The 26,360-nt window shown below is 69.8% G+C and carries 20 protein-coding genes and 2 pseudogenes; 14 read left to right on the top strand and 8 right to left on the bottom strand.

Annotated elements, in window-relative coordinates; translation table 11 throughout:
• Nucleotides 1-453: 453 nt before the first annotated feature.
• Nucleotides 454-1,848 carry a thioester domain-containing protein gene (locus IH09_RS15470; protein WP_052856825.1) on the top strand — a complete coding sequence of 465 codons (1,395 nt, stop codon included), beginning with the start codon at nt 454-456 and terminating at the stop codon, nt 1,846-1,848.
• A gap of 288 nt (nt 1,849-2,136) precedes the next feature.
• Here the strand turns inward: IH09_RS15470 and IH09_RS15465 are convergent, their stop codons facing one another.
• Nucleotides 2,137-3,093, bottom strand: a complete 957-nt coding sequence (locus tag IH09_RS15465; RefSeq protein ID WP_052856926.1) for an NAD(P)-dependent alcohol dehydrogenase — start codon at nt 3,091-3,093, stop codon at nt 2,137-2,139.
• Between the two features lie 115 nt (nt 3,094-3,208).
• On the opposite strand from IH09_RS15465, the gene IH09_RS15460 reads away from it, so the two are divergent.
• Nucleotides 3,209-3,898 carry a TetR/AcrR family transcriptional regulator gene (locus tag IH09_RS15460; RefSeq protein WP_052856824.1) on the top strand — a complete coding sequence of 230 codons (690 nt, stop codon included), beginning with the start codon at nt 3,209-3,211 and terminating at the stop codon, nt 3,896-3,898.
• A gap of 432 nt (nt 3,899-4,330) precedes the next feature.
• Here IH09_RS15460 and IH09_RS15450 read toward each other — a convergent pair whose 3' ends face one another.
• Nucleotides 4,331-5,254 (bottom strand): GNAT family N-acetyltransferase, encoded by a 924-nt coding sequence (locus tag IH09_RS15450; RefSeq protein ID WP_190233311.1) that lies wholly within the window; start codon nt 5,252-5,254, stop codon nt 4,331-4,333.
• A 357-nt stretch (nt 5,255-5,611) separates the two neighbouring features.
• On the bottom strand, nt 5,612-5,809 hold the full coding sequence (locus IH09_RS37250) for a hypothetical protein (RefSeq protein WP_190233302.1): 198 nt from the start codon (nt 5,807-5,809) through the stop codon (nt 5,612-5,614).
• A 71-nt stretch (nt 5,810-5,880) separates the two neighbouring features.
• Here IH09_RS37250 and IH09_RS15445 point away from each other — a divergent pair, with 71 nt between their 5' ends.
• The 4 genes from IH09_RS15445 (at nt 5,881) to IH09_RS15430 (ending at nt 9,116) form a co-directional block, all read left to right on the top strand.
• Nucleotides 5,881-6,411 (top strand): hypothetical protein, encoded by a 531-nt coding sequence (locus IH09_RS15445; RefSeq protein WP_052856821.1) that lies wholly within the window; start codon nt 5,881-5,883, stop codon nt 6,409-6,411.
• A 44-nt stretch (nt 6,412-6,455) separates the two neighbouring features.
• Nucleotides 6,456-7,469 carry a hypothetical protein gene (locus IH09_RS15440; protein WP_110952322.1) on the top strand — a complete coding sequence of 338 codons (1,014 nt, stop codon included), beginning with the start codon at nt 6,456-6,458 and terminating at the stop codon, nt 7,467-7,469.
• Nucleotides 7,470-7,489: 20 nt separating this feature from the next.
• Complete coding sequence (locus IH09_RS15435) at nt 7,490-8,824, top strand: Dyp-type peroxidase (RefSeq protein ID WP_190233301.1); 1,335 nt, start codon at nt 7,490-7,492, stop codon at nt 8,822-8,824.
• A gap of 67 nt (nt 8,825-8,891) precedes the next feature.
• Nucleotides 8,892-9,116, top strand: coding sequence for a hypothetical protein (locus IH09_RS15430; RefSeq protein WP_052856820.1), 225 nt, complete (start codon nt 8,892-8,894; stop codon nt 9,114-9,116).
• Between the two features lie 479 nt (nt 9,117-9,595).
• Here the strand turns inward: IH09_RS15430 and IH09_RS15425 are convergent.
• The 4 genes and pseudogenes from IH09_RS15425 to IH09_RS15405 form a co-directional block, all read right to left on the bottom strand.
• A pseudogene (locus IH09_RS15425) lies at nt 9,596-10,321 on the bottom strand (NAD(P)/FAD-dependent oxidoreductase); the annotation flags it as partial.
• A 653-nt stretch (nt 10,322-10,974) separates the two neighbouring features.
• Nucleotides 10,975-11,418: a DUF2871 domain-containing protein gene (locus IH09_RS15415; protein WP_052856818.1), complete on the bottom strand. Its 444-nt coding sequence runs from the start codon at nt 11,416-11,418 to the stop codon at nt 10,975-10,977.
• Nucleotides 11,419-11,454: 36 nt separating this feature from the next.
• Nucleotides 11,455-12,135 (bottom strand): ABC transporter ATP-binding protein, encoded by a 681-nt coding sequence (locus IH09_RS15410; protein ID WP_052856817.1) that lies wholly within the window; start codon nt 12,133-12,135, stop codon nt 11,455-11,457.
• Nucleotides 12,132-13,220: an ABC transporter permease gene (locus tag IH09_RS15405; RefSeq protein ID WP_052856816.1), complete on the bottom strand. Its 1,089-nt coding sequence runs from the start codon at nt 13,218-13,220 to the stop codon at nt 12,132-12,134. The genes IH09_RS15410 and IH09_RS15405 overlap by 4 nt, the downstream gene beginning before the upstream one ends.
• Before the next feature lie 172 nt (nt 13,221-13,392).
• Between IH09_RS15405 and IH09_RS15400 the strand changes: the two genes are divergently transcribed.
• The 4 genes from IH09_RS15400 (at nt 13,393) to IH09_RS15385 (ending at nt 17,714) form a co-directional block, all read left to right on the top strand.
• Nucleotides 13,393-14,616 carry a histidine kinase gene (locus IH09_RS15400; protein ID WP_052856815.1) on the top strand — a complete coding sequence of 408 codons (1,224 nt, stop codon included), beginning with the start codon at nt 13,393-13,395 and terminating at the stop codon, nt 14,614-14,616.
• A complete protein-coding gene (locus tag IH09_RS15395; protein WP_052856814.1) occupies nt 14,613-15,248 on the top strand; it encodes a response regulator in 636 nt (211 codons plus the stop codon). Before IH09_RS15400 ends, IH09_RS15395 begins: the two co-directional genes overlap by 4 nt.
• Nucleotides 15,249-16,047: 799 nt before the next feature.
• On the top strand, nt 16,048-16,812 hold the full coding sequence (locus IH09_RS15390; RefSeq protein WP_052856813.1) for a phytanoyl-CoA dioxygenase family protein: 765 nt from the start codon (nt 16,048-16,050) through the stop codon (nt 16,810-16,812).
• Nucleotides 16,809-17,714, top strand: coding sequence for a helix-turn-helix domain-containing protein (locus IH09_RS15385; protein ID WP_052856812.1), 906 nt, complete (start codon nt 16,809-16,811; stop codon nt 17,712-17,714). Before IH09_RS15390 ends, IH09_RS15385 begins: the two co-directional genes overlap by 4 nt.
• 100 nt (nt 17,715-17,814) lie before the next feature.
• Here IH09_RS15385 and IH09_RS15380 read toward each other — a convergent pair whose 3' ends face one another.
• Nucleotides 17,815-19,932, bottom strand: a complete 2,118-nt coding sequence (locus tag IH09_RS15380; RefSeq protein ID WP_318279463.1) for an alpha-galactosidase — start codon at nt 19,930-19,932, stop codon at nt 17,815-17,817.
• A 166-nt stretch (nt 19,933-20,098) separates the two neighbouring features.
• Here IH09_RS15380 and IH09_RS15375 point away from each other — a divergent pair, with 166 nt between their 5' ends.
• The 4 genes and pseudogenes from IH09_RS15375 (at nt 20,099) to IH09_RS15360 (ending at nt 26,121) form a co-directional block, all read left to right on the top strand.
• Nucleotides 20,099-21,256: an ROK family transcriptional regulator gene (locus IH09_RS15375; protein WP_318279462.1), complete on the top strand. Its 1,158-nt coding sequence runs from the start codon at nt 20,099-20,101 to the stop codon at nt 21,254-21,256.
• 241 nt (nt 21,257-21,497) lie between these two features.
• Nucleotides 21,498-22,103 (top strand): annotated as a pseudogene (locus tag IH09_RS40660) (ABC transporter substrate-binding protein); the annotation flags it as partial.
• Nucleotides 22,104-22,317: 214 nt separating this feature from the next.
• Nucleotides 22,318-24,309: a glycoside hydrolase family 5 protein gene (locus IH09_RS15365; RefSeq protein WP_110952318.1), complete on the top strand. Its 1,992-nt coding sequence runs from the start codon at nt 22,318-22,320 to the stop codon at nt 24,307-24,309.
• Between the two features lie 54 nt (nt 24,310-24,363).
• The gene (locus IH09_RS15360; protein ID WP_052856809.1) at nt 24,364-26,121 is read left to right on the top strand and encodes a glycoside hydrolase family 35 protein; all 1,758 of its coding nucleotides are present in this window, start codon (nt 24,364-24,366) and stop codon (nt 26,119-26,121) included.
• The last annotated feature ends 239 nt before the right edge of the window (nt 26,122-26,360 follow it).

Raw genomic sequence — 26,360 nt, 5'->3', positions numbered from 1 at the left:
CGCCGTCGCGCCGCCACCGCTTCGGCAACCGGACCTGGGCCGGTATCGCGGCCTCGACGTGGTCGGCGGCGGTCCCGGCGCCCGCGTCGCCGAAGCCGCAGCGGGCCCACGACCGGTTCCCCGCTGCCGCTGCGACCAAGGCCGACGAACCCCGTCAGCGGGTGGCCTCCGGAGGGCTTCTTCCAGGCCACGGAGGTGTCCTGCTTCCCGGAGCGCGCCAGGACACCGCCCGCGCCCCGACGCCCCGCGCCCCGACGCCCCGCGCCCCGACGCCGGGCGCCTCCGACGGCCGTTCCGCCTACCTCTTCGCACGATAACGATTGCGAATCGAAGATCAATAAGCCTTTACTTCCCGTCAACCCGACCTTCAGTGATCACCTAGGGTTTGCTGTGCGATTCAGGGGGCGCAGATCATTGCAGGGCGTTCATGACCCTGCTTGCGAAAGGGAATTCATGACCCGTTTTCACTGGCGCGGCGCTGCCCGCCTGTTCACCTCCCTGGTGGTTGTCTCACTCACTGTCGGCGGCGCAGCTGCCCTGACCGGTACGGCGCTGGCCGATGAGGGTTCCCCCGCCAACGGCGGCGTGGGTGCCGTACTCAAAGGGCATTCGGATGTAGTCGGCCCGGTCCATATCGAGCGTTGGGGCAAGCGCGACGCCGGCCTGTTCAACCTGGAGACCGCGAACGGCGACCTGCTCAAGACGTACTGTGTCGACTTCCCGACCAGCCCCATATCGGGCTCGAAGTACAGCGAGGTCGACTGGGGCAGGACCTCCCTCGGCGAGAACGCCGATGCCGGGAAGATCAAGTGGATTCTCGACCACGCGTTCCCGACACTGTCCGCGGCCGACCTGAAGAAGGCCGCCGGTATCGACGGTGAACTGACCGACAGCGACGCCGCCGCCGGCACCCAGCTGGCCATCTGGCACTTCTCGGACAAGTTGAAGAGTGAGGCGAAAGCCCCCGCGGCACAGGCGGTCTCCGATTACCTGGTCAAGAACGCCAAGGTGCTGCCGGAGCCGCCGGCCTCGCTGCGGCTCAACGCGGCCCAGCTGGCGGGGAAGTCGGGTGACACCCTCGGACCGATCAAGGTCGACACCTCGTCGCCGACGGCCGACGTAGCGCTGGACGAGGCAGCCAAGGCCAAGAAGGTCGCGGTGGTGAACAAGGCCGGTCAGCCGGTCGCCACCGCGAAGAACGGCGATGAGCTGTACCTGACCGCGCCCAGGTCCCAGGACGCGATCGAGGCCACCGTCACCGTGACGGCCTCCTCGGCGCGTACCCACGGCCGCGCCTTCAAGGGTGTCCGCCCCGGTGGAGGCCCGAGCCAGACGATGATTCTCGCCGGCACCAAGTCCCTGGCGCTCAACGCCAAGGTGTCCGCGAAGTGGGAGAGCAGCGGCCACAGCGGCGCCATCCCCACCGTCGGCTTCATGGAGAAGTGCGCCAAGGGCGGGGTCGAGGTCACCGCCGGGAACAAGGGTGATCTGCCCTTCGACTTCACCCTGAACGGCAAGACCCACACCGTGGAGCCCGGCGGCGACAAGACGATCCTGATCAAGGCGGACAAGGACCAGCGGTACAACATCACCGTCACCGGCGACCACGGCTTCAAGAAGTCGGCCAGTGGTGTGCTGGACTGCGGCCCCAAGCCCGCCCCTTCGCCCAGCAGCGGTGACACCCCGGCCCCGATCCCGGCCGAGGGCGAGAACCACGACGGGGACCTGGCCGCCACCGGTGCCTCCGGCAACGCCCCGCTGATCGGCGGTATCGCGGCGGTCCTGGTACTCCTCGGCGGCGCCACAGTGTTCTTCCTGCGGAAGCGGGGCAAGACCTCCGGCAACTGAGGCCGCCCGCCCGACGGCAACCCGGCTGACCAGCCGCGCCGCCGAGTGACCGGCAAGGCGGCCCCCTGTTCCGGGACGGACAGCGGGGCCGCCCGACGCATTCCCGGGGCGGAAGGATCCGCTGCTGAAGCGCGCGCCCCGGACGCCACCGGACTTCATGACGAGGACGCCGCCATGGAGGGCTGAGCCGAAGTCAGGCCGTGCGGCTGCGCGATGCGGCCCGTCGGCCCTGACCCCGGCCCCGCCGCCGGTGTAGACGAGTTGGGGACCGCGGCCGTGTCCGCCCCCTCACGTGATCCGGATGATGTGCTTGCCGCGGACGCCACCGGCTTCCAGGGCGCGGTGGGCGTCGGCGATCCGGTCGAAAGGGTGGACGGTGTCCACGACGGGGACGATGTCGCCGCGCTCCGCGTAGCCGGTGATCTCGGTCAGCAACTCGGTGTCGGGGTTGCCGCTGAAGACGCGTATGCGCCTGCTCCCGTGGACGGTTGAGACGAGGATGGTGGCGAGGCTGGGGAGCAGCCTGTTGAAGTCGAGGGTGACGGCGACCATGCGCCCGCCGGGTGCCAGCAGGCGGCGGAAGCGGGCGTGCTGCGTTCCGGCGGTGTCGACGATGACGTCGAAACGGCCCAGCTCGGAGAGGGGAGTCGTACGGTGATCGAGCGCTTCGTCGGCGCCCAGGCCGCGGACGAAGTCGAGGTTTTTCGCGCTCGCGAGAGCGACGACGTGGGCACCGAAGAGCTTGCCGATCTGCACCGCGACGCTGCCCACGCCTCCGCTGCCCCCGCGTACCAGGAGTCGCTCACCGGGTTTGATGACGGCTTTCTCGCGCAGGGCGGTCACGGCCGTGGCCCCGCCGGCGAGCAGTGAGATGGCCTGCACCGGGGTGAGGTTCTCCGGAGCGGGGGCGATCTGGCGGGGGCGTACGGCGACGTACTCGGCCATGCTGCCCATCTTGCGCCCCAGCAGCCCCCACACCCGGTCCCCTTCACGTACTCCGGTGACCGACGCACCGACTTCGGCGACCTCCCCGGCGAAGTCGATTCCGCTCGCCTTGGGGAAAGTACGGCCGGTTACCAGGCGTACCTTCCCGGTCCGATCGAGCAGATCGGCACCGTTGACGCCGGCGACGTGCACCCGCACCAGCACCTCGTCGGGCGTGGGGGCCGGCGTCGGCCGCTTGCCCACGTAGAGAACCTCCGGGGGGCCGTACCGGTCGAAGAGGGCTGCGCGCATATCGCTCATCATCTCGTCCTGTGTCGCGTTTCGGAGCTGCGAAGGCGCTGTGTGCGCCCGCTGGTACGCTCACGCTAAACCGGTAAGTGGATGACATCGTCCGTTTAGTTTGAAGTGAGAAACGTTGCCTGCTCAGCCATCTCACAAGTCGTCCGGGCACGTCGGCGACGTGCCCGGCGACGCCGACCCGGCGGGTTTGCGCGCCGATGCCCGGCGCAACCGGGAACGCATCCTTGAAGCCGCGCGTGAGGTGTTCGCGGCCCAGGGCATCGACGCCCCCATGAGCGCCGTCGCCCGCCGCGCCGGCGTCGGCGTGGCCACCCTCTACCGCCGCTTCCCCACCCGCACCGCGCTTGCCACCGCCGCCTTCACCGAGCAACTCGCCCTGTGTGCGGCAGCCTTCGACGAGGCCCTTGCCGACCCCGATCCCGGGCACGGCCTGTACGCACTCCTGGAGAAGGTGTGCACCACGCAGGTGACCGACCGCGGCTTCGCCCCCGTATTCCTGGATCAGTTCCCCGATGCCCTGGACCACGGTCACGAACGCGACTGCGCCGAAGAGGGGCTGGCGCGGCTGGTCCAGCGTGCCCGCGAGGCCGGACAGCTGCGCGACGACTTCGACCCCGCCGATATCACCCTCCTGCTCCTTGCCAACAGCGGTCTCGCCGGACAACCGCGAGAAACCGCCCTCGCCGCCTCCCGGCGCCTGCTCGCCTATTTCTTCCAGGCTTTCCAGACACAGCGCCCCGGCTCTCTCCCACCTCCCGCAGCGATGGAACTGTGCGAAATCCGCCGGCCACCGGGCCGCCTGTGAGCCCCAACGCCCCCCGGGCGGTCATGACCCCGCACTCCGCGAGGAATTGGAGATCCCCGTCCCCACCGACCGGGGGCCAGGCCGCGCGTGGAAGCAGGGCCCGGCGCCCGTGATCGTGCCCGCACCCCGCGCGGCGCGGCCGATCCGGATCGGGTACGCCCGTACGCCGACCGCCCGGCGGGAGCTGGCGAGCCAGCGCGATAGCGGCCGTCAGTTGTCGTTCGAGAGCACCGTGTCCGCCGGGTGACCTGCGGCGACCCCGCCACGCTGAGAGGACGCCGGCAGTACTGGTGAGGCCCTCTCACCGTTCAAGATCAAGTGCTTGACGTTATCGGCTGCTGTACCGATGGTGGTCCCTATGGCCGGGCACTCGCCCGGAGAGCCGGGAGTTGGGCGGGGGCACCGTCCGCGGAGCCCCCGCCCCTTGCCCGATCAGCTCCAGGTCATGTTGATCTCACGCTCGAAATTGAGGTATCCAGCGCGCCGGAAGGCGTTCGCCATCGGGGTGTTGCCGAGGTCGGTGGACGCGCGGATGCGGGGGACGTTCTGCTCGGCGAGGATGCGGGTGCCCTCGGCGAGGATGTCGTCGATGTAGCCGTTGCCGCGGTGTGCGGGCAGGACCGCGAGGTAGGCGATGATCGGGTTGTAGTCGTTGCGGGCCGGGATGACGAACCCCACCGGCTCTCCACCGGGCAGTGTGGCGATCCGCCACCAGTCCCGGGGGCTCGTGTAGCGCGCGAGCTCCTCCTCGTAGTGCTTGACGGCCGCCTCGTGGACGGACATCCGGGTCAGGTCGTCGCGGCTATGTGCGTCCAGGGTTCCGTCCAGTGCCAAGGCCATCAGCGTCACGAGCTCCTCGGCGTCGTGGACCGGCCGGAATGCGAGGCGTCCGCCGGGCTCGGGAACCGGCGACTGCGGACGCCAGTCCCACCGCAGCCGTTCGACGAAGAGCTGGGCACCGGTCCGTTCCAGTACCGTCATGCGGTCCTCGACGGCTTGTCTGGTCGCCGCGTTCTCGCGCCAGTCCGGCGGGACGAAACGGCTGTACTCGGGGGGACGCGCCCCGTTCGGGAGGATGGCTGCCGTCGCGGTGTGCAGAAGCCGGACCCCGATGTCCACACGATCGGGATCCGCGGCGCTGTCGTCGATGTCGAGGATGTCCAGGATGAATGGTGCGTCGCCGTCCCGTCGGCTCCACCAGGCGGCCCTGGCCAGCAGCCGGTCACCACGCAGGGCGACCCACATCCACGCGGGACGCCGGCGGCCGGCGGCGAGGTCGTCCGCCAGTTCCCCGTTGAAGACGTAGGGCAGTTGGGAGAAGAGGTCGAGTTCTTCGCATCCGGTGATCGGACGCATGGTCAGGTCGTTCTGTTCCACGGTCAAGGCACGCTCCGGTGAAGGCGCCCGTCCGCTCCGGGGTTCAGACGCGGTCCGCGCCCCGGGAGGACACAAGCGCGGTGATCATGGGGATCATGGGCTTATCCCTCCTCTCGCTGTCGTGGCCCCTCAACCCTGGTGGTGAGGGGCCAGCCGTATCGCCCATCCAACCGCAGCCCCGCCGCCTGCTCAAGCTCGTTTGAACGCGTCTCCAACAGCCCGGCGCAGCCCGGCGGCCCATGATCCGGTGGCGGGACAAGAGCCGCCGGATACGTGAGAGGGGCGACGGGTGAGTGAGACACCGATGGGCGGATTCCAGGGTTCGTCGCACCGCGACTACGACGGCGCGCAGTGTTCGGTGGGGGCGCTGCTGCATTCCGGGTCTCCGCTGTCGAGTACGCGGAGCAGGGAGGCGGGGACGACGCGCGCCTTACGGCCGATGCGTATCACGCGACAGGGGAACTCCTCGTGACGGACCAGGCACCGGCGGGCCGGGACGTGGCTGTGCCGGGCCTGGCACACAGCACTGCTCACGAGGCGGGTCGAGTGGCTGAGTGGGACCATGAAGAGGTGTTCCCCGGCGAGCAGGAGGCGGGAGGGGCGAGATGGAGATCAAGCCACAGGCAGCCGTTCTCCCCAAGGAAACGGACCTCGAACAGGGCAAGTACGGCCCTGTTTTCCCGAAGACACCGGCGTGCTACGGGTTCACGATCGTCGCGAAGGTCAAACCTGGCCGGGCCGAGGTGATTCGGGAGTACGGCAAAACCCTGGCCAAGGCGCTGGAGCGGGATCCGTACCTTCTGGCGCCGCTGAAGTTGCACTATCTGCGCTGGGTGCTCTTCGACGACGACACCCGTTTCATGTATCAGGGGATCTTCGACACCGATTTCGACAAATACACCGAGGACGCCGTCGCTCTTTTCAGTAAGGCGGGGGTGAGTACGGCCTTCGAGAACCTTGAAGGATTCCCGGAGGACTGGAAGACCAACCCCGAGGCGTTCATCAGGTTCGTACGCGCGCACCATTGCCCGAGCTTTATCGAGTACGGAGAGTATCCGTTCGTCACGGCTGACGAGATCAAGAAGGCTCTGCGAATCAAGAACGCGTTGTCGGAGATGCTCGACCAACTGCAGTGAAATCCGGCTTTCGGGTGGGCGTACCACCGCGGACAGGAGACCCGATGAGCGAGGTCAGGACCGCTCGTACGTACAACCAGAACCACGTCCCGCGTCCGTACACCACTGGTCGGCGGCGGGTGAGCGTCTACGTCACGTGGAGCTATCCGGCGGAGGCGGGCAGGAACCCGGCCGAGCTGGACAACCGGTTCTCCACCATGACCGAGGTCCGGCGGGTGGCCTGGCCCGCGTACGAGGACCCGGAGTGGTCCGACCCGTCGCGGTTCCAGCAGAGCATCACCGGCTCGCTGGAGTTGTTCTTCCGGGCCTGGGTGCCGTTCCAGCAGTTCGTCGAGGAGACCACCGGACACCCTGTACCCGTGTACCAGCGCATCGACCAGGCCGGTTCTCCCGCCCCACTCGACGAGCGGGTACTGGCCGACACCGACACCTTGTTCGTGTTCGGGCTGGATCACACGGTCACGGGACAGGAGGCCGGGCCCGGGGAGGCCGAGGCGCTACGGGCCTTCCTCGGCCGGGAGGACGCACGCCTGGTCCTGGGGCCTCATCATGATGTCGGGGCATCGGAGGACCTTTCGGTCCGGGATGTGGAGTACCACCACCACGGAGATCTCCTGGTGCCCCGCCAGCAGCAGTTCGCCGGCTGCGTCCGGGGCTTGATGCAGGGCCTGGGGGTACCCGTTGAGAACCGTTACGGTCTGCGCCCCGCCGTGCAAGCGCCGAACCGGATCGCCCCGTTCTCCGCGTTCCGGGACGCGGATACGAAAGGGTGGCTGGAGGGGGTGACGAACTTCAACTTCCACCAGCATCTTCCGCATTACGCCGTGACGAGCGACGAGCCGGATGCCGTACGTGTGCTGGCCCGGCAGCCGATCGACACCTCGAAGCCGCATCCGTTCATCGAGGCAGGCAACACCGAGTTCAACATGTTCCTGTGGATGCCCCCGAGCGGTGAGCGGGCCGGCGATGTGCTGCTGGCGGACTCCACGATCTTCAGCTCGCTGTTCGGCGGCGACGAAAGCCTGCGGAATTTCTGGCGGAACCTCGTCACGACGTAGTGATGCGAGGAGGCGGGGCCATGAGCGCGCAGACACCGGCCGTGCTGGAGCTCGACGACATTCAGCGGGGGGTTCTCAGCCCCCGCCCGACCCCCTACGCGGCGACGTACTTGGTGTTCCGTGTCGATGACCGGGCGCAGGGGCGGGAGCTGATGCGGCGCGCGGCGGCATCGGTGACCGCTGCCGCCGACTCGGTCAGCCCCCTGGGAGAGACGTGGGTGAGCGTCGCGGTCACCTTTCACGGGCTGGCGGCGCTGGGTGTGCCGCGCGCATCGCTGGACACGTTCGCCTGGGAGTTCCGGCAGGGTATGGCCGCCCGGGCCAAGACGCTGGGTGATGTCGGCGAGAGCGACCCCGCACAGTGGGAGGCGCCACTGGGCACGTCGGACGTCCATGTGGTGTTCGCGGCGCTCGCCCCTGACACCGCACGGTTGGAGGCGGCCCTCGACCGGGCCCGCCTCGCCCACGACCAGCTCCCGGGAGTGGTCGCGATCTGGCGTCAGGACTGCTGCGCGCTGCCCACCGGGACCGAGCACTTCGGCTACCTCGACGGCGTCAGCCAACCGGCTGTCGAGGGCAGTGGCATCGGCGCGTCGAACCGGCTGGAGGTGCCGTTGAAGGCCGGCGAATTCGTGCTCGGCTACCGGGACGAGATCGGCGGCATCCAGACCCCGCAGCCGGAGGTGCTGGGACGCAACGGCAGCTACGCGGTCTTCCGCAAACTCCATCAGCGGGTCGCCGAGTTCCGGCGCTACCTGCGGGAGAACGCCACCGGCCCCGAGGACGAGGAACTGCTCGCCGCCAAGATCATGGGACGCTGGCGCAGCGGCGCACCGCTGGCGCTCAGTCCGCAGCACGACGCCCCCGATCTGGGCGCCGACCCGCAGCGTCACAACACCTTCCTGTACGGGCGGGACGATCCGGCGGGTTTCATCACGCCCAGCGGCTGCCACATCCGGCGGGCCAATCCCCGCGACGCGGCGGTGGCGGGCGAAGTGCGGCTGCACCGCATGATCAGACGCGGCGCCGTCTACGGTCCGCCGCTGCCGGAGGGGGCCCTGGAGGACGACGGGGCCGACCGCGGTCTGATGTTCGCGTTCATCGGAGCCCATCTCGGAAAGCAGTTCGAATTCGTTCAGTCCCAGTGGATGAACGACGGCGTCTTCTTCGGCGGGGGCAGTGCCAGGGATCCCGTCACCGGATCTCATGACGGCGTCACCGGGTTCACCGTTCCCCGGCGGCCGCTGCGACGGCGCCTGTCCCCGCTGCCGCGGTTCGTCGTCACCCGCGGCGGCGAGTACTGCTTCCTGCCGGGCCTGAGGGCCTTGCGGTGGCTCGGTGGTCTCCAGGACTGACCGTGCGGTCATACCCGCCGTGGCACCGGCCCGCCGAGAAGCCCGGCCGTCCGAGGGGACATGCCTCATGGAAGCCCTGCACCTGCTGTTCAACGCCATCACCGTCATCTTCATCGCGGCCGTCGCCGCGGTGCGCAACGCGGGACCTGCCCTGGCCGCGACCGGAATCGCCTTCGCCGACCAGCCCGCCATCCTCGGCGCCCTGGCCGGAGTCCTGCTCAGCGGCCTGGCGGCAGCCCTGCCGATCGCCGCGCTGCTCAGCAGCCGGCGAAGCAGCCAGGGAAACCCATGAGAGGGCATCCGCACCAGGTGGCCGGTGGTGCGAGGTGTTCCTGCGGCCGCATGGGCGGTCCCTGTGCGGTGCATGCGTGGTCGTCGTCCGGGCTTCCCCTCGTATCTCCTGTACGCCTCCGCCGTGGGGAAGTCCGATGGCGGAGACGTACAAGGGATACGACGCGGAGTTCCGGGCCGGGGTGGTCCGGAACGTCCGTGCGGACGGGAAGCCGGTCGCTCAGGTCGCGAGGGGCCCGGGGAGCAACGAGGGCGCGCCGGTCACTTTCTCCGGGTGCCGGTCCGCTGGTGTGTGACGTGGAGCGGGCCACCAGGAGCGGCTCCGGGGACCCGGCTCCGTCGGTGCGCCCGCGTGGTCCGAAGGAGCCGGCGCAGCCGTCCGCCCCGGTCCCGAAGAAGCGCGCCGGATGCCGCGTGTCCTCAGATGAGGACGTGGCGGGAGGGGAGTGGCCGGTGGCGCGTTCTCATCTCAGTGGGGCGTCAGCTGTCGAAGCCGAGGCCGAGACGGTCGAGGGTCCTGAGCCAGAGGTTGCGGCGCCCGGCGTGGCCGTCGGCGCGGGCGAGCGACCACTGGGTGATGCCGATCCCGACGGAGCGGAGGGGCTCGGGCGGGAAGGGGGTGGGCTTGCGCCGGACCATCTCCAGGGCGGTCCGCTCGGTGCGCGCCCCCTCCAGGAGGTCGAGCATCACCTCGGCGCCGAAGCGGGTCGCCCCCACACCGAGGCCGGTGTAGCCGGCGGCGTAGGCGACCCGGCCGTCGTGCGAGAGGTCGAAGAAGGCGCTGAAGCGGGTGCAGGTGTCGATCGCACCGCCCCAGGCGTGGCCGAAGCGCACGCCCTCCAGCTGCGGGAAGGTCCGGAAGAAGTGCCGTGCCAGGGTGACGAAGGTCGCCGGCCGCTGGTCGTGCTCCGCACGGACCCGCCCGCGGTAGTGGTGGACGACGTCGTAACCGCCCCACAGGATGCGGTTGTCGGCGGACAGGCGCACATAGTGGAACTGGTTGGCGCTGTCGGCGAAGCCCTGGCGGTTGCGCCAGCCGACCGAGGCGAGCTGCTCGTCGGTCAGGGGCTCCGTCATCAGCGCGTAGTCGTAGACCGGCACGGTGTACGGGCGGTGGCGCCGGAGCAGCGAGGGAAAGGCGTTGGTGGCGAGGGCGACGCGCCGCGCACCGATGCGTGCGTACGAGGTCCGGACCGCGATCCCGGCCGGCATCGCGGAGAACTTCACCGCCGCCATGACCAGCCCCTACCTGGACGCCTGCGGTTGCGTGACCACCAACACCGGCCTGAGCTTCGTCGACCCGGCGGCGTTGCGTACGTGTGCGGAACACGGGTCCACATGGCCGGCTGATCCGGAACGTACGGGGCGACCGCCGGGCATCGCCCGAGGCCGGCCCACCCCTCCACGCCTGCCGGCACGGCCGCCTTCGTACCGCCCCGCACGTCCGGGGCGGTACGGCCCGCCGGTCAACGGGTTCACCCGTACTCGGGTGAGCTCCGCCTGCCGGGACGCGGACCACCGTGACCGGCAGCAGTGGCGCGAGGCGTGGGAGGAGGCCGCCGGCGGCGGGATTGTGTGGGACCAGGTGGCGACCCCGTGCCCTTCCCGGGACGGCCTGGGGGAGGGGAAGCGCAGGTGCCGCTGGAGCCCGTCGTCCTGGAGGACGCTCGTCGTCGCGCCCGCGGTGGCGGACGCTCCCCGCGGCCCGCCCAGGTGCTGCTTGAGCTCGTCGTACGGGGCGTGCACGCTCATCCGGCGCCGTCCTCACGCCCGCTTCCGCGAGGCCGAGCCCCGTGCCGGGTGACGCGTCGTGGTGCGTCCTCGGCCCGGGGCGCGGCCGTCAGCAGCGCCGGTGGTGTTCAGGGGAGGGGATGACGCTCGGCCCCGGCGGAATGCGTGAAACCAGGACGTACACGGTTGTGCAGACAGAGGAAGAAGAAGACCAGGGCGAGGGTGAGGAGTATGTGGCCCAGCCCTGCCGGTCCGGAGATCGCGGGTCCGGCGGCCCTGCCCAGCACGGTCATGGTGCCGTGGACGGTCATGATGCCGGTGGTGAGGACCAGGCCGGCCTGGTACGTCCAGAAGAACGCGTTGAAGAAGCGGCCGCTGCTCAGGCCCAGGGCTTTCTCCAGGGCGATGGCGATCAGGAAGAACAGCGTGCCCAGGGTGAGCAGGTGCGTGTGGACCACGGAGAGCTGGGTGCCTGCGGTGAAGTCCTGTGCCTTGGTCAGTTCCCGGTGGAAGATTCCGGCGAGGAGGCCAAGGACGGTATAGATGACTGCTGAGTAGTAGAGCTTCTTCACGGCTGTCGGTTTCTTTCTGCAGGTTTCCCGGGCGGTTCAGGTGTGCGCGGGCAGCCGCAGACGCCCGTCGTGGACCTCGGCGATCTGGTCGACCGCGGTGAGGTGGGTACGGTCGTGGGTGACCAGGACGGTCGCGGTGGCCTGCTGGTGGGTGAGACGGGTGATCAGGTCGATGACGGCGGCGCCGCGTTCGTGGTCGAGGGCGCTGGTGGGTTCGTCGACCAGGAGGACGGTGGGATCGTTCATCAGGGCGCGGGCGATGTTGACGCGCTGGCGCTGGCCTCCGGAGAGCTGGTGGGGGCGGCGGCCGGCCTGGTCGGCCAGGCCGACGGCGTCGAGGAGCTCCATGGCCCGGCCTCGGGCGGTGCGTGGCTTGCGGCCGTCGATCTGGGCCATGACCTGGAGCTGTTCGGCGGCGGTGAGGGAGGGCAGCAGGTTGGGCTGCTGGAACACGATGCCGATCTTGTGGCGGCGCAGGTCGGTGAGTTCGCCGCGGGTCATGCCGGTGGTGGGCGTGCCGTCGATGGTGACGGTGCCGGCGTCGGGTGTGATGAGGGTGGCGGCGACGGCGAGGAGGCTGGACTTGCCGGAGCCGGAGGGGCCGACGACGGCGGTCAGGCTGCCCTTGGGCACCTCAAGGGTGACCTGGTCGAGGGCGGTGAGGCGGGTGTCGCCGTCGGGATAGGTGAGGGTGATGTCGGTCAGGTTGAGGCTCATCGGGCGCTCCCCAGGGCGGTCAGCGGGTCGACGGAGGTGATACGGCGGATGGACAGGGCCGCTCCCAGCGCGCCGAGCGCGATCATGACGGCGGCCGGGACGAGCACGGTTGCGGGGGTGAGGAGGAAGGGCACCGCCGAACCGGCGACAAGGGCTCCCAGGCCGGCTGCGATGCCGGTGCCGATCAGGGTGCCGCCGGCCAGCAGGACCACGGCCTGCCCGAGCGCGTCCCTCAGCAGGTTGGCGGTGGAAGCGCCCAGTGCCTTGAGAACCGCGACGTCGCCGCTGCGCTGGATGGTCCAGACGGTGAAGAAGGCACCGATCACCAGGGCGGAGATCGCGAACAGGAAGCCGCGCATCAGCTGCAGCGAACCGTTCTCGGAGGTGTAGGAGCCGATCGCGGACAGCGAGTCGTCCGTGGAGACCGTCTCGGTGCCCGCGGCCCGGTCGGCGGCCTTGATGCCGGCGCCTGAGGTGGTGTGCAGGGCGATGACGGTCGCGGTCGGCCCGTCGGCCCGGCCCGAGGGGGGCGCGGCCTTCTGCCAGAGGCCGAGGCTGGTCCAGATGACAGGGGTGTGGCTGAAGAAGACGTCCCCGCGCACCGCCGCGACGGTCACTTTCTGCCCGGCCAGGGAGAAGGTGTCGCCCGCCGCCACGCCGAGGTCGGCGGCGGCGGTGGTGGACAGGACCGCCGCGTGGTCGTCAAGCCTGCTGCTTTCGGGGGCGAGCGCGGAGCCGCGCCGGACACCGAAGGCGGACACGCCGGTGCTCTTGCTTCCGGCCGTCGCCTTGGTGGTGGTGATGCCCAACGGCTCGGCGGTGCTTACACCGGGCGTCTTGGCCCACTGCTGCCACTGCTTCTCGGTGACGGTGGAGTTGGAGTACGACAGCTTTTCGCCCTGGCCCGGCGCGCCGAAGGCGATCTTGTCGGCGGGCAGGGAAGTGATCGCGGAGATGTTCTGCTGGCCCAACCCGGCCGTCAGCCCCGACAGCAGTCCGACCAGCAGCGTGATCAGCACAATGACGGTGCCCATCAGGGCGAAGCGCCCCTTGGCGAATTTCAGATCTCTCCAGGCGACATACACAGCTCTGGCCTGCCCTTTCACGGAGTGGAAGCGGTATGTCCCCACCCTCGCCGCCGGCCCCCCGCACGGGCATCCGGCCCAGGACAGCACTTGCCGCGCCGAAAGGCGGCACGCCGTTTGTAACTTTCGACGGATGCTCGGTTGCGGGGCTGTTTCTTAGGCTGGAGGCACCGTGAACATCACCGCTCCCGCCTTGACCCCCACCACCCGGGCCCTGGCCTGGTGCCTGCACCTGTTGGTCGTAGCCCTGCTCGCCCTGGCCGCCGGCCGGGCCCTCGCCGACCACCACCCGCACGCCGAGACGGTCGTTGCCGCCGCAGCGGTCTGCGTCCTCCTCTACGCGGCCGGGCCGACGCTGCCCCGCGTACGCCGCTCCCGCCGGGCCGCCGCGCTGTGGCTGACCGCCGTGGGCGCCGCCTGGCTGGTGCTGCTGGCCCTGTCCGCCGATGGCGTATGGGTGGCGTTCCCGCTGTACTTCCTCCAACTCCACCTGCTGCCCCGCCGCTCCGGTCTCGTCGCCGTGACGCTCACCGCAGCGGCGGCCGTCGCCGGCTTCGCCGCCCACCAGGGCTCCTTCAGCCTGGCCATGGCCATCGGACCGGCCCTCGGTGCCGCGGTGGCGGTGGCGGTGGTGTGGGGGTACCAGACCCTGTACCGGGAGAGCGAACACCGCAGGCGCCTGATCGAGGAGCTCACCACCACCCGCACCGACCTGGCCGCCGCCCAGCACACTGCCGGCGTGCTGGCCGAACGTGAACGTCTGGCCCGCGAGATCCACGACACCCTGGCCCAGGGCCTGTCCAGCATCCAACTGCTGCTACGCGCCGTCGAACGCGCGCTGCCGAACACTCCGCAGAACGCCGCCCGCTACGTCGAGCAGGCCCGCCAGGCAGCCGTGGACAACCTCGCCGAGGCCCGCCGTTTCGTCGCCGCTCTCACCCCGCCCGCGCTGGAGGGCACCACCCTCGCCGCCGCACTGGAACGCCTGTGTGCCACCACCAGCACCCGCCACCGGATCACCGTACGCTTCCATCACACCGGGGACCCTGTACCGCTGTCGACCGCGCACGAGGTCGCGCTGTTGCGCATCGCCCAGTCCGCCCTGGCGAACACCGTCCGCCACGCCCACGCCGCCACCGCCGAGGTCACCCTCAGCTACCTCGGTGACCAGGTGGCCGTGGACGTCCTCGACGACGGACGCGGCTTCGACCCCGACCACCTGCCCGTCCCCGACCCCGAGGTCGGCGGGTTCGGACTGGCCGCCATGCGCGCCCGTGTCCGCGCCCTCGGCGGCACCCTCACCGTCGAATCCGCCCCGGGCCAGGGCACCGCCCTGGCCGCCCAACTGCCCATCGATCCCGCAGCCGCCCCCACACCCGACGAGGCCCGCCCGTGACCGACACCCCTGTCCGCCTGCTCCTGGCCGACGACCATCCCGTCGTACGCGCCGGGCTCCGCGCCGTACTGGAGACCGAACCCGGCATCGTCGTGGTGGCCGAGGCCGCCACCGCCGAGGCCGCCGTCGAACGCGCCGCTCAGGGCGGCATCGACGTCGTCCTCATGGACCTCCAGTTCGGCAAGGGAATGAACGGTGCTGAGGCCACCGCCCGGATCACCGCCCGCCCCCAGGCCCCCCGTGTCCTGATCGTCACCACCTACGACTCCGACGCCGACACCCTCCCCGCCATCGAAGCCGGCGCCACCGGCTACCTCCTCAAGGACGCCCCGCCCGAGGACCTCGCCACCGCCGTCCGCACCGCCGCCGCCGGACGCACCACGCTGGCACCCGCCGTCGCCGACCGCCTCATGAACCGGCTTCGCACTCCCGCCACCGCCCTGACCCGGCGCGAGACCGAAGTCCTCGCGCTCGTCGCCGAGGGGCTGTCCAACCAGGCGATCGGCCACCGGCTCCATCTCACCGAGGGAACCGTGAAATCCCACCTGGCCCGCGTCTACGCCAAGCTGGGCGTCGACTCCCGCACGGCCGCCGTCGCCACCGCCACCGAACTCGGCCTCCTCCGCCGGTAGACGTCGAGGCAGTCCGTCCGCCCGACCGAGCGATGCCTCACGTCCGGCCCCACCAGCCGCTCCGGGTACGGACCGTACTCGCCGACCGGCAGGTACGACTCGATGAACTCCCGTGCCTCATCCGTTGGTTGCTCTCCGGTCGCACGACGCGGTCCACCTGATCGGATCCCGTCACGGGGATGAACCCCGCAGACCGATCACCGTCCGATACGCACCCTGGTATCGAGTTCTGCTTTCCACCCCGAGCGGCCGTGGCCGGGCCCCCGCAACGCCGCAGCCCGTACACCGCGCGCACACGCTGGCGCGGGTACGGGCCCGGACGGTCCGGTCGTGCGGGTGGGGGTCGCTGCTCAGGCGTCGCCGGGGGCGGCGTTACCGGTGCGGGGGGTCTGCGTGATCATCTCTACGGGACCGGGGGTGTGCGCGCTCACTGTGCCGTCCGCGCCGACCGAGACGGACAGTGGGAGCCCGGCCACCCACACTCAGGCCCGACACGCTCAGCGGCAGTGGTCCGCCGGCGGGGGAGGCGGTCACCGAGCAGCAGCTGCGGAACCTCTTTGACGAGCGGGGCCGACACCCGTACGCGGACCGGATCGAAGCCGACCTGCTCGCCGCGGGGCCCGGCGGAGGACGTGACCGACCGACTGATCACCGGGAGGAACGCCGCAACGGATCACGTCCGTCTCGCAAACACCGCCGTCCGTCGCGGGTCTACAACGGGCACTGGCCGGATACCTAATGTCGTTCCCGAACCCTGCCGCACTCCGACCGGTCAGGGCGTAGGAGGAAGACAGTGACGATGACGTGGGGAACGGCCGACCTTACGGCCCTGGCCGGCCATTACAGCGAGAACGGGTACGTGCTCGTCAAGGGGTTGCTGAGCAGGGAGGAGGCGGCTGCCTACCGTCAGTGCGCCCACGATGCGCTGGCCACGCTGGACGACGACGAGAACGCGACGTGGGACTCGGCGGCCCGCATCACGGCCGGAACACCGACCCGGCTGCAGCACCTGCACGATGTGCAGTTCCACGCCGCGGCGTTCTCCCGGCTGCTGACGGACGAGCGTTTCACCCGCATCGCCGCAGCGGTGCTGGGCGGGCCGAACGTGCAGCTGCATCACACCAAGCTGTTCGTGAAGCCGCCGGAGAACGGGTCGCCGTTTCCTCCGCACCAGGACCACCCGTTCTTCCCGCACACCTACCACCGCGTCGGTGCCGCGATCTTTCACCTGGACGACGCTCCGGAGGAGAAGGGCTGCGTTCGGATCGTGCCGGGCAGCCACCGTCAGGGGCCTCTGGAGCATGTGGAGGATGGCGGCTATCACCTTCCCGACGTGTCGTTCGACGCGACCGTGCCGCTTCCCGCCGAGGCCGGGGACGTGCTCTTCTTCTCCTACTTGACCGTCCATGCCTCCGGCGTCAACCTCAGCGGCAAGGCTCGCACCACCTGGCTGGTGCAGTTCCGGGATCCGGCGGATCCGCCGGTGATCCGGGCGCACGACCACTCACGGGGACAGGGCATGATGCTGGCCGGCGTTGACCCCACGGGCAGGAGAACCGGTTGAACCTGAAGAATGTGGCGAATGCCGGCTCGCTCACAGAGCTGAGTGGTGTGCTGCAGACCTGCCGGGCCGGGGCCTTCCAGGTCGACTTCTTCAGTTGGGGCTTCTATGCGACGTCGCCATGGCGCAACTACTGGCACCGGCACTCCTTCTATGAGGTCTGCCTCGCCTACAGCGGCGCCGGACGGTTCAGCATCGGCGCGGAGCACCACGACGTCGGTGCCGGTGACGTCTTCCTCGCACGGCCCGGTGACGTGCACGAGATCGAGTCAAGTCACATGGACCCCCTGGGTATTGCCTTCTGGGGTTTTGCTCTACGGGCCGGGAAGGACGGCCCAGGTCCTGGGGAACGGGGCTGGTGGTCGGGGCTCACCGACACCACAAGGCCGACGGTGTCACGGCGTATCGGTTCGCTGGCGTCCCTGGTCACCGTACTCGGCGAGCATGCGGCTCCGGTACGGTCGGGGTACGAGTCGGTACTCTCCGGCCTCGGGGCCGCGCTTGTGGTGGACACCGCACGAGCCTTCGCGGCCGAGGACGACCTGTGTACACGATCACCTTCGGCGACCCGGCTGTCGCCCGCGGTGGTGGCGATGCAGCGCTACCTGGCCGACAACCTGTCCCGGCCCATGACGGTCCGGGACGTCGCGGCCGCCGTTCACTTGTCGGCACGCCATGCCGAGCGGCTGTTCCGGCACGAAACCGGTGGCTCGTTGATGGCGACCCTGCGTCGGATGCGGCTCGATCTGGGCGCGGCCCTGCTCCTCGACGCAGGCACCTCGGTGACGGAAGTGGCCCAAGCCTGCGGTTATGCCAACGTCCGGGCCTTCAGCACCGCGTTCCGACGCCTGTACGGGCACTCCCCCCTTGCCCACCGTGCCCTTGAGGGCACCGTGCACCTGTGACGACACCGGCGGCCTGTGCTCCCGAAGAGAGCTGAGACGAGTCTCTCGGCACAGAGGGTTCAGGCCAGGTGGTCCGGCACAGAGGTGCAGAACCTGGTACTCAGGCGGTCCGGCGAAGCCGGATCAGCGAGCTGGCGTAGTCGCCGGCGGGCAGCGCCAGCTCGATGCCGCGTCGTACCAGGACGGCGCCACTGTGGGGCGTGCCTGCGTCCAGATCCAGGTACCGGGCCGTGGGGTCAAGGTCCGGCAGGACGAGTGCTGTGGGCGGGTGGCCGAAGCGGGACGTGGGGCGCCAGACGAGAATGGCGTGTTCGGCGCCGTCCTCGGATGCGTAGTGCACGCCCGTCACGCCGCCGCGACCGCTCAGACGGTGCTGCCGCCCGTGCTGGACGAGGGGACGGATCTCCTTGTAGCGGGCGACGAGCGCCGTCGCCTCGTCGAGATCCTCCTCGGACCAGCGGGTGAGGTCTCCGCCGAGGCCGAGCGCCCCGGCCATCGCCACGTGGAAGCGGAAGCGCAGGGGAGTGACGCGGCCGGTGGTGACGTTGGGGCTGTCGGTCACCCAGGCGGCCATGGTCTGCGCGGGGCAGAGCTGGCTGAAACCGCGCTGGATGCCGATCCGGTCGACGGGGTCGGTGTTGTCGGAGGTCCAGGCTTGGTCGGTGCGGGCGAGGATGCCGAGGTCCACCCGGCCGCCACCGCCCGCGCATGCCTCGATCCGCAGGCCGGGGTGGTCGGCGCGCAAGCGGTCCATGACGCGGTACACGGCGCGGGTGTGGTCGATCCACAGCCGGTCGGGATCGGGATGTCCCGGCCGGCCCGCCTCGGTGACGACCCGGTTGGCGTCCCACTTGAGCCAGTCGACGGCATGGTCACGAACCAGCCGGTCCAAGGTCTCCAGCGCCCACGCCTCGACCTCGGGGCGAGCGAAGTTCAGCATCAGCTGATTGCGCAGCTCGGTGGCCTCCCGGGTCGGCGTGTGGACGACCCAGTCCGGATGGGCGCGGTAGAGGTCGCTGTCGCGGTTGACCATCTCCGGCTCCACCCACAGCCCGAAGTCCATGCCCAGGCGGTGTACCTCGTCTGCGAGCGGCCACAGGCCGTCGGGGAAGGCCGAGGGCCGGGGTGTCCAGTCGCCGAGGCTCGCCCGGTCGCTGGTGCGTGTGCCGAACCAACCGTCGTCCACGACGAAGAGCTCCGCTCCGAGGCGGGCGGCGAGGCGGGCCAGGTGCAGCTGACCGGGGTGGTCGACACCGAAGCCCGTTGCTTCCCACGAGTTGTAGAGGACGGGCCGGTCCCGGTCGGGGGAGGGAAGCACGTGGGCACGGAGGTATGTGTGCCAGGCGCGGCTCGCGGCACCGAACCCGCCGTCGGTGTACAGGCCCGCGAAGACCGGGGTGCGCAAGGTCTCGCCCGGACCGAGCCTCCAGCAGACCCCCTCGTGGCCGAAGCCGCCGGTCCAGGTGGTGCGGCTGACCGGATCCCGGTGCACGGTGATGCGCCAGCTTCCGCTCCAGGCCAGGGCGGTGCTCCAGACCTCGCCATCGCCCTCGCCTGCGGTGCCGTCGTCGAGGGCGAGCCAGGGGTTGGTGTGGTGGCTGGTGACGCCGCGGCGGCTGGTGAGGACGGTCTCGGCGACCGGGAGCCGGTCGCGGTGCAGCTGGAACTCGCTGTTCCAGCCGCCGATGAGATGGCTGAGCCGGTAGTCGGGCAGGGGCGGCGCCGTCCAGGAGGCGGAGTCCAGCCGGTCGACCGTGATCGGACCGGAGTCTTCGGTCCCGGTGTGGGTGAGTTCCGTCCAGCGTTCGATGACGTCGCTGTCGGGGTGGACCCGATAGCAGAGCTCGGCGGTCAGTGGGTAGTGACGGTCAGTCAGGCGCAGGCGCAGCTCGCCGCCCTCGACGTGGTGGCCGGCGAAGTGCCACTGGGCGCCCCGCGTGCCGTCGGCGAAGCGGACCTGGAGGCCCGCCGGCCCGAAGCGGGCTCCGGTCTGCGGCGCGAGTTCGTCCGGGGCGGCGTCGGCCTCGAAGCTGCTTGCCGCCGGTGAGACCGCGTCGGGCAGCGCCTTGAGTTCCGCGGCGTCGAGGGCGGGCCCCCAGTGCAGATGCCGGGGGCTGCCGTCGGCACCGATGCGTACGGCGTACACGCTGCGGGGGGTCCGGAGCACCGCGAGCCCGAGGGAGCGGTCGAACGAGACGGTCGATGACGTTCGAGGCACGGGTGATCCCAGCATGGTGTCGGGCGGACGTGAGGATCGGCGCGCAGCGGGTGGGCGGCCGTCGTCACGGCTTCCGGGGAGACGCGGAAGTGCCGCGAGAGTAGGGGCGCCGGTCCGCGAAAATCAATACTGGACGAACTTATTTATTCGCCGGTACATTGCCGCCGTGTTTCCGAAGCAATCAAAGCCGTTGGTCACCGCCCCGGCCGAAACTGCCATCCTGAGCCTGCTGTTGGCCGAGAGTCCGCTCAGCCGGGTCGAGCTGGCCCGCCGCACCGGCTTGTCCTCGACTGCGGTGACCAAGGCCGCCAGACCGCTGATCGACGAGGGCTACCTGCACGAACTCCCACCGGAGCGCACCGCTCCAGGAGCCGGACGCCCGGTGAACCCGCTGTCGGTCACCCCCGACCGGGAGTTCTTCGTCGGTGTGAAGATCAGTGCCGACACCCTGTACGGCACGGTGTGCGACCTGAGGTCCCGGCCCCGAGTCCATGCGAGCCGCCCTCTGGGCGACCGTGGCCCGACGGCCGTGTGTGCCCTGATCGCCGACCTCGTCGGCGAACTCCTCGACGCACAGCCCGAGTTCCGGTCCCGTACGCGGCAGGTGGGCATCGCCGTCTCCGGTGACGTCGACCGTCCCGGTGGGCGCGTACGCTACTCGGTGCTCCCCGGCTGGCGCGACGTGCCGCTGGCCGAGACGGTGGCCCGTGCCACCGGACTGAGCGTCACGATCGACAATGACGTCAAAGCCCTGACCGTTGCGGAGCACTGGTTCGGCGACGGCATCGGGACCGAGTACTTCTCGCTCGTCACGATTGGCGCGGGCATCGGCTCCGGGATCGTTGTCAACGGCCAACTGGTCGAGGGGGCCTACGGGGTGGCCGGCGAGATGGGCCACATCAGTGTCGATCCGGCGGGACCGCGCTGTCATTGCGGCTCGATCGGCTGTGTCGAGGCGATCGCCTCCAGCGAAGCCATCCTCGGCACGGTACGCCGGGCCACCGGCCGAAAGAACCTCGACTTCGACGGCACGGTCCGCCTCGCCCGTGAAGGAGACCCCGCCGCGCGGGAGGCGTTCGTCCGGGCCGGCAGGGCCATCGGTGTCGGCATCGCCAATCTCGTGAGCCTTCTGGGGCCCGAACGTGTGGTCGTCACCGGAGAAGGACTTGAGACCTACGACCTCTTCGGGGTGCACATCAAGGAGGCGTACACCGCGCACTGCTTCAAGGCGGCCGCGAAGTGCCCGCTGACCCTGCGGCCCCTTCCCTGGGCGGAATGGGCCCGAGCGGCGGCTGTCGTCAGCATCCAGGCGCTCTTCCCGTGAGGGCGCCGCGGCCCGCGACGAACGGTCACCTCATGAACGCTGTGTGACCGGGATCCCGATCACCGGCCCACGTCACCGACGTGACCGGTGTCCGTCACTGCCTGCCAGCCGTGAACGTCGGACACCGGCCCCGCCGGACAACGCAACCCGCACGCCCACGTCACCACGCCAGGAAACGACATGAGCGCACAGAGAGCCCAGCTCAGCCGCAGAGGATTCCTCGGAGGATCCCTCCTCTTTTGTGGCCGGAACGGCGATCGGCTGTACCACCAGCCCGACCGGCGGCTCCTCGTCCGGAGCGAAGATCACCCTGAACGTCTGGTCCCACGCCTACGGGGAGGCCGGCACCCAGCAGGCCCTCACCCGCTGCGCCACCGAGTTCACCAAGGCGAACCCGGACATCGCCGTCAAGGTCACCTGGGTGCCCGGCGACTACCCGGCCAAGCTCAACGCGTCGCTGCTCACCGCCGCAGCACCCGACGTCTTCGAGCACGGCGACTTCACGCAAGGACTCGCCCGCCGCGGCCAGGTCGCCGCACTCGACGCGCAGTACGGAAGCGCCAAGGACGACTTCAACCAGGGCGACCGTGATCTGGTGACCGTCGACGGGAAGCTCTACGGCGTCAAGATGGTCGACGACGTCCAGATGCTCTACTACCGCAAGAGCGCCCTCGCCAAGGCCGGGATCACCCCGCCCACCACCTTCGACGCGCTCGTCACCGCCGCCAGGACGCTGACCACCAAGAAGAGCAAGGGGCTGTTCGTCGGCAACGACGGAGTCGGCGAGATCCCGGCCCTCTCGGTGTTCTCCAACCGCGGCGAGCTGGTCGCCGACGGCAAGATCGCCTTTGCCTCGCCCCAGGCCGTCGAGGCCGTCACGGCCCTCAAGCGCCTTCACGACGACAAGTCCCTGCTGATGGGCTTCACCACCGCGCCACATCGTCGAAGGCATCGCCCACACCGGCCTCAAAGGCTGACAAGAACCTTCGGTTCCACGACTCCGGACCGCCGGTCCGGTAGGGCAGCACCTCCTTCAACTCCACGCCTTGGAGGGCAGCATCATGAAATCGATCAGCCGCAGTTCCACCGGCCGGAGAGGCATCGGGCGGGCACTGTCCGCCGTCCTGGCCACGGCGGCACTCTTTGTCGGCCTGACGCCCGGCACGACGTCGGCCGCCGCCTCCGCCGGCACCACCACCACCGTGACGACCGCGCTCACCGGGGAGCAGCTCGCCGCGTCCTGGCGAGGACCGCTGAGCACGCGCGGTCGGTACATCGTCGACGCCGACGGCAACCGCTTCAAGCTCAAGGCAGGCAACTGGTCCGGCGCCCAGGGCACCTGGGAGGGCAGCGGCGACGTCAACGACGTGACCAACCACCAGGCGGACCAGAAGTCGAACAACATCCCGCTCGGCCTGGACCGTGCTCCGATGGCGCGGATCCTCGCCGACTTCCACGAGCTCGGCCTCAACACCATCCGTCTGCCCTACGCCGAGGCCATGATCAAGGACACCACGGTGGTCCCTGATGGCGCGGTCGCGGCCAACCCGCAGTTGAGGGGTAAGACCCCGCTCCAGGTCATCGACGCCGTCGTCGCCGCGCTGACCGCCGACGGCTTCGCCGTCATCCTCAACAACCACACCACCACCTACCGCTGGTGCTGCGGCCTCGACGGCAACGAGCGCTGGAACAGCAGCCAGACCACACAGCAGTGGGTCGACAACTGGCGGTTCATGGTGAACCGCTACAAGTCGAACAAGCGCGTGGTCGGCGCCGACCTGCGCAACGAGGTCCGCCGGGACTGGAAGGACGACCCGAACTGGGGCTGGGGGAACGAACACGACCTCTACAAGGCGTTCCAGGAGGCCGGCCTCAGGATCCAGGACACCAACCCGGACATACTGGTCATCATGGAGGGCATCAACTGGCAGGGCATCCCCCAGGGCATGTTCCCCCACGGCCGGCCGACGCTCACCCCGGTCCGCAACCTGTCCAACACTCTCATGTACTCCAACAAGCTGGTCTACTCCGCCCACTTCTACGGCTTCACCGGCCCCAACCACACCGGTGCGACAGGGGGTTGGCAGAACGGCGAAACCAACGACCCGCGCTACCGCGACCTCAGCCCCGAAGACCTGATCAAGGTCATCGACGACCAGGCCCTGTTCGTCACCGAGTCCGGTCAGCACTTCACCGCCCCGGTGTGGGTCAGCGAGTTCGGTACGGGCGGACGTGGGCAGAACGACCAGAAGGAGACGGACTGGTTCAACCGCTTCACCGACATCCTGGCGGAGAACGACACCGACTTCGCGGTCTGGCCGCTGACCGGCTGGACCACTGACGGCAAGGTCAACGACAACTGGGCGCTGATCTCCTACGACGAGGCCGGCAAGCGGCAGAGTGTCCTCGACCCCGGTGACTGGCGCGCCACCGCCTGGAACAAGCTCGTGAACGCCGCCGCCAAGACCGGCAAGGTCGCCGAGGCCAACCGCTGGAACATGCTGAACGTCGCCTCCGGTAACCAGAACGCCTCGTCCTGGATGCGCGCCCACGCCCCGGTCCAGACCCCGGGCAACCTCCAGGGTTCCTGCCCCGACGGCCAGCGCCTGATCGGCATCAGCCGGGAGAACCGCCGCGGTCTGTGCACCGACGTCAACCAGCTCGCCACCGGCTCGGGCGACTGGGTGGTCGTCAAGGACGAGTCGAACGTCACCCAGGACTGGGCTCCCTCCTGGGAGAAGCTGGAGTGCCCCACGAACCACTACGCGGCCGGATTCGCGTTCCAGGACACCGCGATCTCCGGCCTGCTCTGCGCGCCCGCGGCCGGCACACTGCCGAAGACCAACCGCGTCGCCTGGTTCGACCGAGGTGACAACCCGGCGCTGAACGAGACGCAGATCAAGAACGACTGGGCCCCCTACGACTACAAGGGGCAATGCCGCGCCGACGAGTACCTCGCGGGCGTCGCCTACACCTTCGACCGGACCCACGGCGCCCCGGCCCACGGCAAGCTGGGCGTCCCGGACACCCTCCTCTGCCGCCCCCTGAACTGAGCGACCGCCTCGGACCGCGGCACCCCGGCACCGACACCTAGGAGCAGCACAGTCATGCCTCGACTGGAGATCGCCGCAGACGGCTTCCGTCTCGACGACCGACCGTTCCGCATCATCTCCGGCGGACTGCACTACTTCCGAGTCCACCCGGAGCAGTGGGCCGACCGGCTCCACAAGGCACGGCTGCTGGGGCTCAACACGGTCGAGACCTACGTCCCGTGGAACCTGCACTCGCCCCGGCGCGGCGAGTTCCACGTGGATGCAGGTCTCGACCTGCCCCGCTTCCTCGACCTGGCCGCCGCCGAGGGACTGCACGTCCTGCTTCGGCCCGGCCCGTACATCTGCGCCGAATGGGAGGGCGGGGGACTGCCCTCGTGGCTGCTTGCGGACGAGGACATCGAACTGCGCAGCCGCGATCCCCGCTACCTGAAGGCGGTGGACGACTACCTCGAATCCCTCCTGACGACCGTGGGCCCGTACCTCTCGACCCGCGGCGGACCCATCATCGCCGTACAACTGGAGAACGAGTACGGAGCCTACGGAGACGACTCCGGTTACCTCGCCGAACTGGCCGAACTGTTGTACCGGCACGGCGTGGACGTCCCGCTTTTCACCTGCGACCAGCCCTCCGATCTGAAACGCGGCGGCCTCGACGGAGTCCTGCGCACGGTCAACTTCGGCAGCCGCGTGGCCGCCGGGCTCGCCGAGCTGCGCGCCCAGCAGCCCGAAGGCCCGCTGATGTGCTCCGAATTCTGGATCGGCTGGTTCGACCGGTGGGGCGGCACCCATGTCACCCGCAGCGCGGAAGACGCGGCGGCCGACCTCGACCGGCTGCTTTCCGCCGGAGCCTCGGTCAACCTCTACATGTTCCACGGAGGCACCAACTTCGGCTTCACCAACGGTGCCAACGACAAGGGGACCTACCGGCCCACCGTCACCTCCTACGACTACGACGCCCCGCTGGACGAGGCCGGCGACCCCGGCCCCAAGTACACGGCGTTCCGCGAGGTCATCGCCCGGTACGCCCCCGTCCCCGACGAACCGGTCCCCGTGCCCGCGCCCAAGCTCACCGAGGCCGTCGCCGACCTCGCCTCCTGCGCCGGCCTCCTGGACCAGATCGAGCTGCTCGGCGGCCCCGCGGTGCACGCCGACCACCCGGTCACCATGGAACAGCTCGGTCAGTCCTTCGGATTCATCCTGTACGAGACGGCCCTCCCGGACGCCGGCCGCACAGTGCTCCGCGTCCAGGAGGTGCACGACCGGGCCCAGGTCTTCGTCGACGGGCAGCCGGTCGGTGTCCTGGACCGGGAGAACCACGAGCACGCGCTCACCTTCCTCGCCCCCCGGCGGGGCGCCCGCCTGGCCGTGCTCGTGGAGAACCAGGGCCGTGTGAACTACGGGCGAGCGATGCACGACCACAAGGGACTGCTCGGTGCCGTCACCGCCAACGGCCTGATCCTCGACGACTGGTACAGCCGTTCGCTGCCGATGGACAACCCGAGCGCGCCGTCCTACACGGCTCTTGACACGTCCGCGCCTCCGGTCGGACCGGCTTTCCACCGCGGACACGTGGACATCGCCCGCCCGGCCGACGGCTTCATCGCCCTGGACGGCTGGGCCAAGGGCCTGGTGTGGATCAACGGCTTCGCTCTCGGCCGCTACTGGTCCCGAGGCCCGCAGACCACGCTCTACGTCCCCGCCCCGGTCCTACGGGCGGGCCGGAACGAAATCACCGTCCTCGAACTGCACGCCTCCACCACCCGGACGGTGGAGCTCCGCGGCATAGCCGACCTGGGGCCCGTCGAGGACTGAGAGGTCGTTTTCACCTTTGATGCCCTTGTATCTGCCGATTCTTGAGGTGCGGGGTTGCGATGATGGTGGGGCTGGGGGTGCGGTTGATGCCTGTTGGTCGGGTGAGGTGACAGGTGGGGCGGGGTGTAGCTTGCGCCTGTTTCATTCCAGGATGCCCTGCCTGTGTGGCTGTGCTTCCGTCGTCACTGCCGTGCGCCTGGGCGCACATGGTTCGCAGCGGTAGGTCAGGAGCATGCCTG

Source organism: Streptomyces celluloflavus (assembly GCA_000720995.1).
Lineage (GTDB): Bacteria > Actinomycetota > Actinomycetes > Streptomycetales > Streptomycetaceae > Streptomyces > Streptomyces celluloflavus.
This window is presented reverse-complemented; position numbering and strand designations above follow the sequence as displayed.

Coding starts and splice junctions, on each gene's coding strand:
- IH09_RS15435 (WP_190233301.1), top strand. CDS start 7,490: ATGAGCGCGCAGACACCGGCCGTGCTGGAGCTCGACGACATTCAGCGG.
- IH09_RS15440 (WP_110952322.1), top strand. CDS start 6,456: ATGAGCGAGGTCAGGACCGCTCGTACGTACAACCAGAACCACGTCCCG.
- IH09_RS15360 (WP_052856809.1), top strand. CDS start 24,364: ATGCCTCGACTGGAGATCGCCGCAGACGGCTTCCGTCTCGACGACCGA.
- IH09_RS15450 (WP_190233311.1), bottom strand. CDS start 5,254: ATGCGTCCGATCACCGGATGCGAAGAACTCGACCTCTTCTCCCAACTG.
- IH09_RS15465 (WP_052856926.1), bottom strand. CDS start 3,093: ATGAGCGATATGCGCGCAGCCCTCTTCGACCGGTACGGCCCCCCGGAG.
- IH09_RS15445 (WP_052856821.1), top strand. CDS start 5,881: ATGGAGATCAAGCCACAGGCAGCCGTTCTCCCCAAGGAAACGGACCTC.
- IH09_RS15390 (WP_052856813.1), top strand. CDS start 16,048: ATGACGTGGGGAACGGCCGACCTTACGGCCCTGGCCGGCCATTACAGC.
- IH09_RS15410 (WP_052856817.1), bottom strand. CDS start 12,135: ATGAGCCTCAACCTGACCGACATCACCCTCACCTATCCCGACGGCGAC.
- IH09_RS15365 (WP_110952318.1), top strand. CDS start 22,318: ATGAAATCGATCAGCCGCAGTTCCACCGGCCGGAGAGGCATCGGGCGG.
- IH09_RS15430 (WP_052856820.1), top strand. CDS start 8,892: ATGGAAGCCCTGCACCTGCTGTTCAACGCCATCACCGTCATCTTCATC.
- IH09_RS15470 (WP_052856825.1), top strand. CDS start 454: ATGACCCGTTTTCACTGGCGCGGCGCTGCCCGCCTGTTCACCTCCCTG.